Origin of the sequence: Vibrio superstes, from assembly GCF_003569005.1 — a bacterium.
Taxonomy (GTDB): Bacteria; Pseudomonadota; Gammaproteobacteria; order Enterobacterales; family Vibrionaceae; genus Vibrio; species Vibrio superstes.
The window spans coordinates 119,770-136,091 of the sequence record NZ_BCUR01000004.1 but is presented as its reverse complement, the minus strand read 5'-3'; the positions used below and the strand labels follow the sequence as shown (position 1 = coordinate 136,091).

14 protein-coding genes are annotated in these 16,322 nt (G+C 44.7%); 9 read left to right on the top strand and 5 right to left on the bottom strand.

All coding sequences use genetic code 11. From position 1 onward, the window contains the following. Window positions 1-4 precede the first annotated feature (4 nt). Window positions 5-1,267, bottom strand: a complete 1,263-nt coding sequence (locus D5I41_RS08590; protein WP_119009457.1) for a hydroxymethylglutaryl-CoA reductase — start codon at window positions 1,265-1,267, stop codon at window positions 5-7. A gap of 531 nt (window positions 1,268-1,798) precedes the next feature. On the opposite strand from D5I41_RS08590, the gene D5I41_RS08585 reads away from it, so the two are divergent. From D5I41_RS08585 to D5I41_RS08555, 7 genes are all read left to right on the top strand, one after another. Further along, window positions 1,799-3,442: an ABC transporter substrate-binding protein gene (locus D5I41_RS08585; protein WP_119009456.1), complete on the top strand. Its 1,644-nt coding sequence runs from the start codon at window positions 1,799-1,801 to the stop codon at window positions 3,440-3,442. A gap of 57 nt (window positions 3,443-3,499) precedes the next feature. Continuing rightward, the gene (locus D5I41_RS08580) at window positions 3,500-4,474 is read left to right on the top strand and encodes an ABC transporter permease (RefSeq protein ID WP_119009455.1); all 975 of its coding nucleotides are present in this window, start codon (window positions 3,500-3,502) and stop codon (window positions 4,472-4,474) included. Window positions 4,475-4,483: 9 nt separating this feature from the next. Then, window positions 4,484-5,467, top strand: a complete 984-nt coding sequence (locus D5I41_RS08575) for an ABC transporter permease (protein WP_119009454.1) — start codon at window positions 4,484-4,486, stop codon at window positions 5,465-5,467. After that, on the top strand, window positions 5,464-6,423 hold the full coding sequence (locus D5I41_RS08570; RefSeq protein ID WP_119009453.1) for an ABC transporter ATP-binding protein: 960 nt from the start codon (window positions 5,464-5,466) through the stop codon (window positions 6,421-6,423). The genes D5I41_RS08575 and D5I41_RS08570 overlap by 4 nt, the downstream gene beginning before the upstream one ends. A 21-nt stretch (window positions 6,424-6,444) precedes the next feature. Next, the gene (locus D5I41_RS08565) at window positions 6,445-7,428 is read left to right on the top strand and encodes an ABC transporter ATP-binding protein (protein WP_119009452.1); all 984 of its coding nucleotides are present in this window, start codon (window positions 6,445-6,447) and stop codon (window positions 7,426-7,428) included. Between the two features lie 44 nt (window positions 7,429-7,472). Further along, entirely contained in the window at window positions 7,473-8,477 is a 1,005-nt protein-coding gene (locus tag D5I41_RS08560) for a LacI family DNA-binding transcriptional regulator (protein ID WP_119009451.1), read from the top strand. Window positions 8,478-8,581: 104 nt separating this feature from the next. After that, window positions 8,582-12,022 (top strand): 1,3-beta-D-glucan phosphorylase, GH149 family, encoded by a 3,441-nt coding sequence (locus tag D5I41_RS08555; RefSeq protein WP_119009450.1) that lies wholly within the window; start codon window positions 8,582-8,584, stop codon window positions 12,020-12,022. A gap of 62 nt (window positions 12,023-12,084) precedes the next feature. On the opposite strand, the gene D5I41_RS08550 is transcribed toward D5I41_RS08555, so the two are convergent. Beyond that, window positions 12,085-12,858 (bottom strand): transporter substrate-binding domain-containing protein, encoded by a 774-nt coding sequence (locus tag D5I41_RS08550; protein ID WP_119009449.1) that lies wholly within the window; start codon window positions 12,856-12,858, stop codon window positions 12,085-12,087. Between the two features lie 224 nt (window positions 12,859-13,082). On the opposite strand from D5I41_RS08550, the gene D5I41_RS08545 reads away from it, so the two are divergent. Further along, entirely contained in the window at window positions 13,083-13,421 is a 339-nt protein-coding gene (locus tag D5I41_RS08545; RefSeq protein WP_119009448.1) for a hypothetical protein, read from the top strand. Between the two features lie 28 nt (window positions 13,422-13,449). On the opposite strand, the gene D5I41_RS08540 is transcribed toward D5I41_RS08545, so the two are convergent. The 3 genes from D5I41_RS08540 to ftnA form a co-directional block, all read right to left on the bottom strand. Next, window positions 13,450-14,637: a BaiN/RdsA family NAD(P)/FAD-dependent oxidoreductase gene (locus D5I41_RS08540; protein ID WP_119009447.1), complete on the bottom strand. Its 1,188-nt coding sequence runs from the start codon at window positions 14,635-14,637 to the stop codon at window positions 13,450-13,452. Between the two features lie 109 nt (window positions 14,638-14,746). Further along, window positions 14,747-15,070, bottom strand: coding sequence for a universal stress protein UspB (uspB, locus tag D5I41_RS08535; protein WP_119009446.1), 324 nt, complete (start codon window positions 15,068-15,070; stop codon window positions 14,747-14,749). Between the two features lie 77 nt (window positions 15,071-15,147). Beyond that, window positions 15,148-15,675: a non-heme ferritin gene (ftnA, locus tag D5I41_RS08530; RefSeq protein WP_119009445.1), complete on the bottom strand. Its 528-nt coding sequence runs from the start codon at window positions 15,673-15,675 to the stop codon at window positions 15,148-15,150. 212 nt (window positions 15,676-15,887) lie between these two features. On the opposite strand from ftnA, the gene D5I41_RS08525 reads away from it, so the two are divergent. After that, on the top strand, window positions 15,888-16,313 hold the full coding sequence (locus tag D5I41_RS08525; RefSeq protein ID WP_119009444.1) for a universal stress protein: 426 nt from the start codon (window positions 15,888-15,890) through the stop codon (window positions 16,311-16,313). Window positions 16,314-16,322: the final 9 nt, after the last annotated feature.

Below are 16,322 nucleotides of genomic sequence, written 5' to 3'. Positions count from 1 at the left end.
CACGCTATTTTCGCGCTAGCTTATGATGGGCACGAGAAAAGTGCCCAGCACAAAACGCGCCGACAATAGAAAGCTCTCCAGCAAGACAAAGAGCCGCGGCAACCTCGGCTAGAGCCTGTGATTTTCCGTTGCCATGCAGTCCCATTAAATCTAAGCACGCCTTTTGACTGGGTAATCCAGTACCACCACCCACAGTTCCTACCATTAAGTTGGGCAGGGTCACACTGGCATACAAATCGCCATTTCTGTCCACTTCCAATCGCGTCATACCCACTGCAGATTCAGCCACACATGCGGCATCTTGACCACATGCGATATAAAGAGCAGCCAATGCATTAGCATAATGGGCATTGATACCAATAGTGCCACTTAACGCTCCACCGACGGTTGTTATCTGCGCAAACTGCATCATCTTCTCAGGGGTAGTATGTAGGTACTTTTCGACCAACTCTGCTGGAATATGCGCTTCTGCCGTCACCTTTTTACCGCGAACGCTGCGCAGTGTTTGTGCGTTGGCTTTTTTATCCCCAGAAAGGTTTCCATCAAGGAAGGCGTGTTCTGGCTCAACCGGCGTATGTGCCATGATGTATTCAAGCACCGCATTGGTAGCAATCGTTACCATATTCTGGCCCGAGGCATCCCCCGTAAGGAATTCAAATACGAGGTAAACATGGTTACCTTCAATGCTGACACTGATGTCCGTTAACTTGCCATGAGAAGTGGTTTGTTCGGCAATTGACTTAAAGGTGGCATATTGAGTCACCACCCAAGCGACAAACTGCCCTGCTTCACTGATATCAAAGAAGGCAAACGCAGGGGTACGAGTCACACCCTCATTAAGCAGCATAGCCGTAGCGCCACCAGCAGCAGTAAGCAATTGAGAACCACGGTTATAGGATGCCACTAACGCAGCCTCTGTGGTGGCTAGAGGAATCAGAAAGTCATCGCGAGCGAATAAGCCATTGATTCGCAATGGGCCAGCCATGCCTACTGGCATTTTTACCGTGCCAATGAAATGCTCAATGTTCTTTGAGTACTCCAACATGTGCTGCTGAGTATGTTCATCTAAGAGATGCTTTTGAGAATCATCATTATCAAGAGAGGCCCAACGTCGCTGGACATTTTTCTCAGTCAAATACGGGCTCTTAGTTATCTTTCTTTTGGGCTTATCAAAGTGAGGTTGCAAAGCCTCATTACGGAGTGAAGGGTCAAGCTCAGAATTGAGAGATGAGGTGTAATCACTGCGATGTAGATTTAATTTAGGCATATTTCTCACTTTGGGGTTATCACAATTGCTAAACAGATCCCTGAGCCGATTCCTTCCTTAGCGCAATCTTATTTTAGTCGTACAAATAGCGTTGCCGAGCAGAATACGAACATTCCCCTCCAATTACAACGCAAACCAGATTCAATAGCGCTCTAGTGGCAATGATTTAACTCATTCAGTGAGCAAATGTAACTAAGCATTTCTGCCTTCGTAGATAGCGTTTCCGTTTAAGATTCAATCGGATTTGCGTACAAATCATACAAATATATAAATCTTGCAGCAGATCAAACTTTCGTCATTGGTTCGTGAAATATGCGTGAGATCGAACAGGTTTTACCAGAATGATGTTTGTTTTGCTGATGAAGAAGTCGTAACTTACTCGCTAAAGAAAGCGCTTTCACGAGCGATACTTCTTTTAGAAACCCTACGAAACAAACACAAAATAATTAATCGGTTCTTAACCCTACGCTTCACAAAAGAAAGCGCTTTCATACTTTCTTCATTGAAGTGTAACAACGAGGAATAAAAGATATGTTAAATAAAACTGCAGTGGCATCACTTGTAGTCGGACTACTCGCTACAGGGGCTACCTTCGCCAATACAGAAATTAAGCAAGGCGGTGAGATTACTGTACCTGCGATTGGCACTGGTTTTGTTGAAAACTTTAACCCTTATACCCAAAAAGATATCGTTGCTGGAACAATGTTCGAGCCACTATTCATCCATAACGGCAAAACTGGTGAGATTGAGCCTCGTATCGCTGAGTCTATCACCCAATCTGAAGACCTAATGACCATCACTATCAAGGTTCGCCCGAACCTAAAATGGTCTGATGGCAAACCTCTTACTGCTGAAGATGTTGCATACAGCTACGTACTAACTAAAGATAATAAAGCTTTTGACGTTAAAGGCATGTGGAGTGGTTACACTGAAAGCGTAATAGCGACTGATGACACGACTGTTGTTATCAAGATGGCTAAAGCAGACTCTACTTTCCTTTGGGGTCTTAAAGATTACTACATCGTTCCTAAGCACGTGTGGAGCAAAGTAGAAAACCTAACTACCTTCACCAACCCTAACCCTGTTGGTAACGGTCCTATGACTGAGGTAGCTCTTATGACTCCTCAGCAAATCAAACTTTGTCGTAACCCTCATTACTGGCAAGCAGAGCAAGGCCGTCCATACCTAGATTGTATTACTGCGCGTTCTTACAACGATAACTCGCAAATCCAAGCTGCGCTTATGAAAGGCGAAATCGATTGGGCATCAAACTTTGTTGCTGACATCGATAAAACCTTCGTTGAACGCGATCCAGAGAACAACCACTACTGGTACCCAGCGAACGATGCTATCCAACTTTACCTAAACACGAAAAGAGCCCCACTGGATGACGTAAATGTACGTCGTGCACTTTCTATGGCACTTGACCGTGAAGATATTGTTGAATTCGCAGCTTACGGCTACCCAACAGCTAACCACTACATGGGCGGTTTAGGCCAGTACTTTGAAGCGTACGTTAACCAAGATATCGAGAAGAAATTCGCGAAATACTCTACTTATAATTTTGACGAAGCAAACCGTCTTCTAGACGAAGCTGGCCTAAAAGACACCAATGGTGACGGCATCCGTAACATGCCAAACGGCGAAAACGTTGAGTTTGATATCGAAGTAGTAAATGGCTGGACTGACTGGGTTCAAACCGTGCAAATGGTATCTGAGTACTTCGAAGAAGTTGGCGTTAAAGCAAACGTGAAGACTGTTGACTGGTCTGTATATGACAAGAACTTGAAAGAAGGTGGCTACGACATCTCTATCAACTGGTCAAACACCAACAACGCACACCCTATCCAAGCATACCAAGACTACTTCTCAGCAAGTGCTGTAGGTAAGAGCTGGCATGCAGGTCACGGCATATTCTCACAAGAAATCTCTGACAAGATTGACGCATTTACTCAAACTACAGATGAGAAAGTTCAACTTGAAATCCTGAAGGAACTAGAACAATTTGCAGCGGAACAAGTTGCGTTCATTCCTCTATTCTCTAACCCAACATGGTTCCAATACCGCACAGAGAACGTTGTAGGCTGGCCGGATGCTGAAAACCCATACATCCACCCTAACTACTACCAAGCGGACAAAAAAGTGAAGATCCTAGATCACCTTCACACTAAATAATTAAAAACCCCATTGAGGACTGCCGTTTCGGTAGTCCTCCATTCTCAGGAAATCCCTATGAATTTTATACTCCGTAGATTTAGCTTCTATTTGACGGCGTTCTTTGTCGCAATAACATTCAACTTCTTCTTACCAAGAATTATGCCTGGTAGCCCTGTTGATGCTTTATTTGCGGCTGCTGGTGGCAAAATGGACATGGCCCAGATGGACGCTGTAAAAGAAATGTACGGCTTCGTTGATGGCAGCATGTTTGAACAATACATTGCATACATCAAGAGTGTATTCACCCTTGATCTTGGCCCATCAGTGCTCATGTTCCCAACTGAAGTAACGAAAGTAATTGGGATGGCTCTACCGTGGACTATGTTCCTAGCACTAGGCTCTCTAATCGTTGCTCTTATCATCGGTGTTAGCATCGGTACTTACGCTTCTTACCGCCGTGAAGGCCTATTTGGTCAAATCGTGCCACCGGTACTAGCGTTTATCAGTAACTTCCCATACGTGGTTACCGCACTACTTCTTTTCTACATTTTTGCTCTACAGCTAGAAATGTTCCCTTTGGGTTACACCTATGACCCAATGATTGTCCCTGGTTTTACGTGGGAGTTTATTAGCAGCGTAGCAACACACGCCGTACTTCCAATGGGCTCGATGATTCTCGTCGGCATCGCAACCTGGGTATTCAACATGCGTAACGCAATGATCAACGTACTAGGTGAAGATTACGTAACAATGGCTGAAGCAAAAGGTCTATCAAGCTTCCGTGTTATGTACCGTTACGCTGGGCGTAATGCGATTCTTCCTGTTGCAACTGCGATTGCGATGGCAATTGGTTTCTCTTTCGCTGGCTCAATCCTTACAGAGGTTGTGTTCAACTACCAAGGCCTTGGCAATATCCTACTAAAGGGCATCACAGCGCGTGACTACCCTCTGATTCAAGCAATTCTACTAATTTTAGTGACTGCAGTACTGACGGCGAACTTCATCGCTGACCTACTGTACGTATGGCTAGACCCTCGCATTGACGAATAAGGTTTGATAATGAAAAAGTTAACTGCACATATAGATACGTCTGAATTCCCTACTGGGCGTGCGCGAGGTCTGGCATCGACATTGCGTAAACTGAAGGGCACATTACAAGACTTCTTCAACGGAAACCCACCAGCAATTATTGGTACTTTCCTAATTACAATCATCCTAGCTGGTGCGCTATTCTCACCAGTATTGGTTACTCACAACCCAGAAAAACGCGTTGCTCGTGCACACCAAGAGCCAAGTGCTGAACATATTATGGGAACCACCCGAAGCGGTCGTGATGTCTACAGTCAAGTACTGCACGGCGGCAAGAAATCGTTAACGGTTGCTCTATCTGCTGGCATCATCGCTATGACACTCGCTGTTATAGTGGGTGTGAGCTCTGGCTACATTGGTGGCAAGGTTGATGAGTGGATGAACTTCGTTACTAACGTATTCTTGGTATTCCCTCAGTTACCGTTATTGATAGTACTCGCCGCCTTCCTCGGACAGGTCAGCTCCATAGTCATCACATTACTACTCGGACTCACATCCTGGCCATGGGGGGCACGTGTAATCCGTTCGCAAACCATGGCACTAAGAAACAAAGAATACATCATCTCTGCTGAGGTAATGGGTGAATCTAAGATGCGAATCATCTTTGTTGAGATTCTACCAAACCTGACTTCTATCGTTTTTGGTGGCTTCCTAGGCGCAGTAATCTACGCAATGGGTGCTGAAGCAGGTCTTGGTATCCTAGGTCTGGGTGACTCAACTGAAGTGAGCTGGGGCTCAATGCTGTACTGGGCTCAAACCTCTGCTGCTCTTTATACGGGCGCTTGGTGGGAAATGATTGTTCCTGCGATGGCTCTAGCGATTACTGGTGGTGCACTAGCACTTATCAACATGTCTATTGACCAAGTAAGTAACCCGAAACTGAAAACTGGTGCTCATATGAAGCTATGGGCGAAAATGAAAAAAGACGCTGACAAACGTCGAGGCCTAGCATGAACCAACAACCTCTATTAGAAATTAACAACCTATGTGTTGATTACGTCTCGCCAAACGGCGTGGCACGCGCAGTAAACAATGTCAGCCTAGAAATTAAACCAGGTGAAACCCTGGGTATCGCCGGCGAATCTGGCTGTGGTAAGAGTACCCTAGCATTTGCTATCGCTCGACTACACAAAGCACCAGCGCTTATCTCTGAAGGCGAAATTCTTTACAAGGGTACTGACATTCTGAAAATGAATGATAAGGCGTTGCGTGAGTTCCGCTGGAATGAAACCTCAGTGGTATTCCAAAGTGCAATGAACTCATTGAACCCTGTAATCACCATTGGTGAGCAGCTAACCGATGTCATCATTGCCCATAAAAAAGTCACGCTAAAACAAGCTCGTGAAAAAGCGGTTGAGCTACTAAAGATCGTTGGTATTCACGGAGATCGCTTGTCGAGCTTCCCACACCAGTTATCCGGTGGTATGCGTCAACGTGTTGTTATCGCTGTTGCTCTAGCACTTGAGCCAAAGTTAATCATCATGGATGAGCCAACAACCGCTCTAGATGTGGTTGTTGAACGCGAAATTCTAAACGAGTTGTACGACCTCAAAACCAAGTTTGGTTTCTCTATCCTTTTCATAAGCCACGACTTGAGCTTGATGGGTGAGATTGCAGACCGCATTGGTGTCATGTACGCCGGTAACCTAATTGAGATTGGTGATGCAGAGAAAGTATTCCGCGACCCAGTCCACCCATACACCAAGGGTTTGGTTTCTTCGTTCCCAAGTATTCACGGACCTAAAACACGCTTGCACGGTATTCCTGGTAACCCAGTAAACCTCCTGAAAATACCGCAAGGCTGTAACTTCCAAGAACGCTGTAGCGAATGTTTTGCTGAATGTAAAAAGACTGAGCCACAACTTGTTGAAGTGCTACCACACCACCATGCTGCATGTAACTTGCTGTAATTGAGACGAAAAGGGAAAGATATGCAAACTAAAAACCCTGAAGTGATTCTTTCGATTAAGAATCTGATCAAAGATTTTCCTGTTGGCAGCAGCAAGAAGAAAGATGCGTACATGCGTGCGGTTAATGATGTGTCATTTGACCTATGCAAGGGTGAAGCCCTAGCCATCGTTGGCGAATCAGGCTCTGGAAAAAGTACTGGTGCTCGCGTACTGACTCGTATCTATGAAGCAACCGGTGGCCAGATCGATTTTAAAGGTCAACCTATTGCTGAGTACATAAAAGAGAATGGTAGCCTAGAATATGCTCGTCAGGTTCAGATGATCTTCCAAGACCCATTTGGCTCTCTAAACCCAGTACATTCTATCTATCATCACATTGCTCGCCCTCTACTGATCCATGATCGTGTAGGCAAAGAGAACATTGATACCCTTGTTTATCAATTACTTGAGCTAGTTGGTCTGTCTCCAGTAGTAGAGACCGCAGAGAAGTTCCCGCATGAATTAAGTGGTGGTCAACGTCAGCGTGTTGCTATTGCTCGTGCGATTGCGGTAGACCCTGAGGTAATCCTGGCTGATGAGCCAATCTCAATGCTAGACGTGTCGGTTCGACTCGGTATCTTGAACCTAATGTCAGACCTAAAAGACAAGCACGGCATCTCATTTATGTACATTACTCACGATATTGCAACAGCACGCTACTTTGCTGAAAAAACTGCAGTAATGTATGTAGGGCATATGGTTGAGTGGGGCAACAGTGACAAAGTGACACAAACACCTCAACATCCATATACACAGCTATTATTGTCAGCAGTGCCAGAACCTGGTCGCGGTGGTCGCCGTGAACTGGACGCGAAGAAGGGTGAAATCCCGCTTTGGAAGCCAGATAGCGTAGGGTGTCCTTTTGCACCTCGTTGCCCTAAGGCAAGCGAGAGATGTGCAGGCTCATTCCCTGAGATAAGACAATTGGCTGACGACCACTTTATCCGTTGCCATAACTACGAATAATTCAGACAGATATATTTCTTCTCTGAGATAGATAAGATTAGAACATGATTACGATAAAAGAAGTTGCCGAATTTGCCAAAGTGTCTCAAGCCACGGTGTCCCGTGTTTTGAATAACCACAGTACCGTAAAAGAGGCGAACAAAGAGAAAGTTTACAATGCAATCAACGAGTTAGGATTTCAACCTAACTCCATTGCAAAGGCTTTGGCTTCTAATCGTTCTAATAGTATCGGTGTTTTAGTGGGAGCCTTAGAGGGCTCCTTCTTTGGCAACCTTATGAAAGAAGTAGAAAAAAAGACTCGCGATGCAAACCTGCATATGATCGCAACCTGCGGTCATATGGATAAAAAAGTTGAAGCTGAGTCTTTGCACTTTCTTGATTCTAGGCGCGTCGATGGACTTATCGTTCATGCCGAAAAGCTGGAAGATGAAGACCTAATCAAGCTAGCTAAACATGACCGTCCATTAGTGGTCGTCAACAGGCATATTGAAGAGATTTCAGAGCAATGCTTTTATATCGACAATGAGCTCGGTGGCTATCTTGCATCTAAACACCTTATTGAACTGGGTCATCGCCATATCGGTATCATTACAGGTGATATGAATAAAATGGACTGTCGAGAGCGCTTAATCGGATATCACAGAGCCATTCAGGAAGCGGGTATCGAACCGAGTATGGACTACGTCTATCACGGTACTTACGAGACGGAAAGCGAGCTAAACAAAGCACTGGCCAAACAGCTCCTCGATGAACACCCACAAGTGACCGCTGTCCTCTGCCAAAATGACAACATCGCAATGGCTACCTATGACGAGTGCGATCGAAGAAACCTGGTTGTTGGCAAAGACATATCCGTTATTGGTTTTGATGACAGTGTTTACTGCCGTTACATTCGACCGACGCTGACCACAGTAAACTATCCAATTAGAGAAATCGGCATCAATGCAACCAATATGCTGTTAAATCAACTCAATGGAAGCAAGCTGCCTGTGCAAAAACGCTTCAATCCTGAACTAGTGAAGCGCAACTCTGTTCACTCAATTATTTAATGAATAAAGGGTCTATATCTGAGGCTTATACCTCGGGTATAGCGATATAAAAACAATAGCGTAGAAAAGAAAGCGCTTTCAAAAATTCTAAAAGGGCCTGCAACATGGAACACAATACTCTACAAGACGTGGATGGAAAGTTCGTCAACCTAGATGGCGAACGCTACTACAAGATATCCAATGTCGACCACATGAACCCATTTTTTATCAGTGTCGTTTCTGCAAGCGATCACTGGCTGTTCATCTCTTCTACAGGTAGCCTTTCTGCTGGTCGTATCCGCCCAGAAAACGCATTGTTCCCGTACAAGTCAGTGGACTATATCCATGAAAGCGCCGAAAACACCGGTGCAAAGTCGATCTTTAAAGTAAAAACTAATTCAGGTGCTTCTTTATGGGAACCGTTCAATACCTTCCATGATGGCCTATACCAGGTAGAGCGTAATCTCTACAAAAACAGCATCGGTGACAAGATTATCTTTGAAGAGATCAACCACTCTTTGAAGCTACAATTTCAATACAGCTGGAACACCAGTGAGCAATTTGGCTTTATCCGCCAATCGCAATTGACTGACCTTTCTGGCGATGACCGCCAGATTGAGCTTCTTGATGGCCTGCAAAATCTATTACCACCGGGTGCCCCATTAGGCGCCCTACAAACACGAAGTGCACTCGTTGATGCTTACAAGTGGAATGAACGCCAGCAAGGCTCTCCTTTAGCGCTTTACACCATGTACGCAAAACTCAGCGATCGCGCAGATCCTGCAGAGTCGCTACTTGCAACGACAGTATTCAGCCTTGATGACGACGCGAATCAGATCCTGCTGACTAGCTCGCAAATCGCCGCATTTAGAAAAGGACTGCCAATTCAGGACGAGACCTTAACTAAGGGTCAACGTGGTAGCTACCTGATTCATAAAACAATTAAGTTAGAAGGCAATCAAACAAACTCTTGGGTTATCGCAGCTGACATCGACAAAAACCACAGCGATATCACCGCACTAAATACTCAGATTGCGGTGCCTAACGATATTCGAAAACAAGTCCTTTCAAGTATCGAAGATAACCAAAAAGAATTGGTATCTTTGATGTCAGGTGCCGATGCATGGCAGCTAACAGCGGAAGAAAGCACCTCTGTTCACCACTACGCTAACGTACTGTTCAACAACATGCGCGGCGGCGTAGTCGAAAACAACTACACCTTGGATAAAGTCGACGTAGTAAAAACTATGCGCAACGCTAACCAAACAGTAGTAGCAAAACATCAAGGTTTCTTTGCAGAGCTTGCAGATAGCTTTACTCACGCAGAATTAGTCTCTGGTGCAAAACAAACAGGTGATCAACAACTTGTTCGCCTTGCCTATGAGTATCTACCGCTTACGTTTGGCCGTCGTCATGGTGACCCAAGCCGTCCTTGGAACCACTACGAAATCAAACTCAAAGATGAGCATGGCGATCGTCTGCTGTCTTATCAAGGTAACTGGCGTGACATCTTCCAAAACTGGGAAGCGATGGCACTCAGCTACCCTGGCTTCATTAAATCATTCATCGCTAAGTTTGTTAACGCATCAACTGTTGATGGCTTTAACCCTTACCGCATTACTAAAGATGGTATTGATTGGGAGCTTCTTGATCCAGAAGATGAGTGGAGCAACATTGGCTACTGGGGTGACCATCAGATCATCTACTTACTTAAGTTCTTGGAATTAGCTGATAAGTTTGAACACGACGACTTGATCGCTCTGCTAAATACAGAGACGTACAGCTACGCAAACGTGCCTTACGAAATTTGCGATGTGGATGGTTTGTTTGCCAACCCGAAAGATACTGTTAACTTTAACAACGAAAAACAGTCACTGATCGAGCGCAAAGTGGCTGAGCTAGGCAGCGATGGTAAGTTAGTTCTAAACAGCGATGACTCTGTTTACATGGTTAACCTGCTAGAGAAAATCTTAGTTCCTCTACTCTCTAAACTGAGCAACCTAGTGCTTGATGGTGGTATCTGGCTAAACACGCAACGCCCTGAGTGGAACGACGCCAATAACGCAATCGTTGGTAACGGCTTGTCTATGGTTACGCTTTACTACATGCGTCGCTATGTATCTTTCATGCAGCAAATGCTTGCTGAAGCCCCTCAGTATACGCAACTATCAACTCAAGTACGTGATTGGATGATAGCAATTGAGGCTATTTTGGCGGACGCTGAAGCATCTTTCACAGCAGGCGAAGTGACCCCTAAGCTAAGGTACGACGTTCTTGTATCACTAGCACAAGCGGCCGCTGATTATCGCAACAATGTATACCCTAATGGCAGCTTTGGTAGCAAAGAAACCGTAGATACGGCAGAGATCAGCAAGCTGCTTAACGTAAGCTTAACGGTTCTCGATAAGAGTATTCGCAACAACCTTCGTGAAGATGGCCTGTACAACGCCTACAACATTATCTCTTACGCCAAAGACAGCGTGACCGTAGAAGAACTGTACCCGATGCTAGAAGGTCAAGTAGCGGTGTTGAGTTCTGGTCTTCTTGAGCCTCTAGAAACTAAGCAGTTGTTAGACAAGCTGTACGCCAGTGACATGTATCGTCAGGACCAGAAGAGCTTCATGCTTTACCCTGATCGTGACCTGACTCCATTCATGGAAAAAAACCAAGTCACCAAACAACAAATTACTGATTCTAACCTTCTGAATTCAATGGTAGAAAAGGGCGATAAGCGCCTTGTTCAACAAAGCACAGCTGACAACTTCCACTTTAATGCGAGCTTTGAAAACCGTGACTACTTAAATGCTGCTATCAATAGCATCAAGGGTGACTACCCAGAAGCTTCAGAAGTACAGTGGCAAGAGATCAACGCCCTTTACGAGCAGGTATTCAACCACAAGGCCTTCACTGGTCGCTCTGGTACCATGTTTGGTTATGAAGGCTTAGGTTGTATCTATTGGCACATGGTGTCCAAACTGCTGTTAGCAGTTCAAGAGAACTACTTAGTAGCGCTAGCGCAAGATGCGGATAGCGAAGTCACCAAAGCCCTTGCTGATTACTACTACCGCGTTCGTGAAGGTATTGGTTTCAACAAGACCGCAAGTAACTATGGTGCCTTCCCTACTGACCCATACTCGCATACGCCTAAGCAAGCGGGCGCACAGCAACCGGGTATGACAGGACAGGTAAAAGAAGAAATCATTACTCGCTTTGTAGAGCTTGGTATTGAAGTCAAAGAGGGAGCAATTCAGTTAAACCCTTCACTACTCAATAGCAGTGAGTTCTTGGATGAAGCCGTTACCTTTAGCTACCTTGATCTTCAGGGTGAGACCAAAGAGATCCCTCTAGCCGTTGGCCAACTAACATTCACTTACTGCCAGGTACCGTTTGTGTACCAACTAGCATCTGATAGCGAAACCTCTGTTGAGGTTGTCTATGAAGATGGTTCAGCAGTAACAATGCCTAATAATGGTCTAACAGCCGAAGTGTGCCAAGAGCTATTCAGTCGTTCTGGAAAAGTCTCTCAAGTACGCTGCACAGTGGCAGAGTCTACTCTGCGTAGCTAAGTAGCTAACAAGTTGCATTGAAAAACGAAGGCCTCAGCACAATGCTGAGGCCTTTTTGTTTGCTATGATTTACTTGAACAAAGCTCTGAGCTAAAGCCAGAAAAAGTCTTTGGAAGCAGAGGATTATCAAGCTCAATCTGCCTGCGAGATAACAAGTTCATATCAGTAACCGTCTGCCCATAATGCTTATCAAACAATACCCTCAATGCACCACTATTACGGCTTTGTTCCAAACCATTATTTATCTCAGTCGCGAGTGGCTCTTTTTCAGGGTGCACATAGAAAACCAATGGAAAGGGATAATAGAGCATCATGGATGGCTCGATGACTAACCCTTCAAATTGCTCAGCAAATTCATGATAAATTGCCTGCACTTCGTTGGCTCCGAGGGCGACATAATCACATAAGCCCAATTGCAGATCAGCGAAGATGGTATCCAAAGAACCCTGTTCAAAGACTTGATAGCCATTGCTACGAAATAAGTCAGCATCAGCCCAAGTTGCGGGAATTCCCGCCTTCAAGCTTTTTAAGTCATCTTCAGTGATATCCGAAAATGTGCTGACATCTTGACGACGAACAATAAGGATTCGATGCCCAAGCAATCCCATGCACAAGGGTTGATTCACGGGTAAAAAGGCATGTCGATCAAATTTAGTATTCCCAGCAACAGTTACCAGTGCATCAGCGCCTAAATTGAAGATATTGCCTTCGTCTTTGGCATCAGGGTAATCCGTTAAGTCATTGCTGACCTCAGTTGTACCTAAAGCAAGTTTCAGCACCTCAAACTCATGTTCTTGACGAGAAGGTGACTTATTTCCATTCCAAAAGCTGACCATTTCTGTTCCCAAGCAAAAATTATTCGTTCTCCGATTATCGCAAAAGTAAGCGCTTTCTTGTGTGATCTATTAGAAGTATCAGAGACTTAATCTAAGAACCTTCTCTATATGCCAAAAGCGCACAAAAATGGAAAGTTAAATTGTCCTACAAATACATTGATTATTTTTTAAACAATGGCAGAATGCACGTCCGCGCAAGAAATGGTTGTTAGAGGTGTTTGGCGATGATGTTTTTTATGTATTCTATGTTGGCTGTATCGAGCATGAGCCTAGCCGTTCGTATAGCACTGAAAAAGCCAGCTGTCGTTGAAGATAAAGCAACTCGAGAGATCAAATCATACCTAAAAGAGACAAATCATTGGGCAGACGAGACGCGCAATGCACAGCGCAGCTATCAAAGACTTCACGCTGAATATATGCAAAAAGCTGCAGATTTTGAACGCTTTAGCCCAGCGCAACAAAATGCGAATCGTGTTGCCCTTAACGAACTTAAGCTTCATGTTGAGCAAAGACGATTGAGAGTACAAAAAGCACAAATGCGTTATCAAGAGTTGGCCTACTAGATAGGCCAATGTAGGTGTTTAGAAGTACTTAAACATTCTGCCCAGCAACGTAGCCTGAACTCCAACACCAGCAGAAATTAAAGCCCCCAAGCCATCCTGTCACATCCATAACCTCTCCAATGAAATACAAGCCAGAATGCGTTTTACACTCCATGGTTTTAGACGAAAGATGATTGGTATCTACGCCGCCTAAGGTCACTTCTGCGGTTCGATAGCCTTCAGTTCCATTCGGCACAATCTGCCAGCCCTCAAGTGCATCAACGACTTGATCGTACTCTTTGTGATTCAATTGCTTTAGAGGTTTATCGACTAACTGCTTACGCTCAATCAATACCTCAATTAGGCGCTTTGGCAGTACCTTAGATAGGGTGTTTTTTAGAGATTGGTTGGGGTGCTTCTCTCGGTTCTGCGCCAGCAGTTCAGCAACATCAGCCTCAGGCACCAAATTGACGGTTACCTTTTGCCCTGCACACCAATACGAAGAAATCTGCAACACTGATGGTCCAGAGAGCCCTCTATGAGTAAACAGCAATGCCTCTTTGAAGACAGTGCCATCTTCTGCCGTAATCTCTGCAGGAATCGCAATCCCAGACAGCTCACTGAAATCCAGCTTGTCTTGCTTGTGCAGAGTAAATGGCACTAAACCTGCAGTGGTAGGCACCACATCCAAGTCAAATTGTTCGGCGATCTGATAACCAAAAGGCGTCGCCCCAAGTTTAGGCATAGATAGACCACCAGTAGCTACCACGAGTGATTCACAGCTGATCGGTTTACCATTTGCGAGGAGCGTATAACCTGATTCTGTTTTCTCAATATTGCTTACCGCTACCTGGTATTGAAACTGTACATACTGCGAGTCACACTCATCAAGTAGCATCTTCACAATTTGCTTCGCAGAATCCACGCAAAACAACTGCCCATGGTCACGCTCTTCAAACTCGATGCCATGCTTACTCACCATAGAGATGAAATCCCAATTGGTGTACTGCGACAATGCCGATTTCACGAAATGGGGATTACTACAGATGAAATTGGAAGGGGAAACATCGTAGTTGCTAAAGTTACAGCGACCACCACCTGAGATGAGAATTTTACGCCCTGGTTTTTTCGCATGATCAACCACTAGTACTCGCCTAGCTCGCTTACCAGCTTCAGCAGCACACATCAGGCCTGCGGCACCAGCACCAATAATCACGACATCAAAGTGTTCACTCATTTTCTACATCTCGGGAGGTCATACAAAAAGGGCATGCGAAAACCGCATACCCTTATAAAGGCGCACATTCTACCCAGATGCGGGGTAGAGATACAAACAAGATTAATAATTAAACGCTGAAAGCCGCAACTAAGGTGACAAAAAGCAATGCGCAACTGAGAATAAAGAGCTCTCTAACCTTATCGCACTTGTCGACAAACACCGGGTCATGATGCTGGGAATATTCTTTGCTCTTGAGGTAATGGAAAAGTCTGAACTGTTTGACGACATTACCCTGAGTAGTGAAAAACCCTCGGCCATCAACTTGCTGGTAGAGTAAAGGGTGCGCTTCGCGCATCACAAAGATAAGTGCCCTTAATGTACTGATGTAACGCATACTATTGACCGCAGTTACGATCATAAGCGCAAAAATAATCAAATCCCCACTGATCATCTCTATTCCTCCCTACACTCTCTAGGAAATGGCAAGACAACCAGTGTGAATTAGTTGTTTAGTCGAGTACGGATACGTTACTCAGCTGCCACATCCATGATAGAGGTTGAACCTTCTTTAGCCATGATTGCTAGGTCTTTATCAATGAAGAACAGCGCTTGACCATTTTCACCAACCAACTCTAGCTTGTCTAAAATCCCTTTAAACAATTTCTCTTCTTCGTGTTGCTCTGCCACATACCACTGTAAGAAATTGAACGTTGAGTAGTCTTGGCTCGTGAAAGCCACGTGAGCGAGCTTATTGATCTTTTCAGTGATCATGCACTCATGCTCGTAGGTCTCACGGAAAACCTCTCCAAGGCTTGCAAACTGATGCTTTGGCGCATCTATGGCACCTAGAATTGGCATTGCCCCAGTCTCACTCACATAAGTGAATAAGCGTTGCATATGCTCCATTTCTTCAGTGGCATGTTTGCGCATAAACTCTGCTGCACCCTCGAAACCTTTATCTTCACACCAAGCACTCATTTGTAAGTATAGATTGGATGAGAAAAATTCTAGGTTTATTTGTGCGTTTAAATTTTCAACCATCTGTTCCGACAGCATAAGACGTTCCTCTTCTTAATAGCTCTAATGTCATTCAGCCAATATACGATGTGGCTATGTGTCTAAATTAACAGACTTTGCCCTAAATCAAAATTCTCTTTCTTTTGTTAGTCGAATACTTCAACTTCAGATCACTTCAGCAAAAAAAATGTCTCGCCCTGCTAGAATAAAATTAAGGATACATAATCTATTGCCCGAATAAGGAGCCTATCATGAGCTATAAACATATCGTTGTTGCCCTAGACTTAGGGGATCATAGTGAGTACTTAGCTAATCGAGCAGCCAAGCTTGCCAAAGCTCTTGATGCTGAGCTTTCTTTTATTCATATCGACGTTAACTATAGTGAAGTCTACACGGGACTGATTGAAGTTAATTTGGTTGATAGCCAGAGTGCGACCACTAAGCTTTCCACTCAAAAGCTCCAAGGTTTGAGCGAAAAGCTCGATTATCCAGTGAGTAACACACTCGTGGGGCGCGGAGATCTGGTCGAGGAGCTTTCAGATGCGATAAAAGAAAGAGGATTTGATTTGGTTGTCTGTGGACACCATCATGACTTCTGGGGCAAGTTACTTTCCAACACTCGCCACATGATCCATGACATGCCTATCGACCTATTAGTCGTGCCACTTCAAGATTAGTTCTGGGAC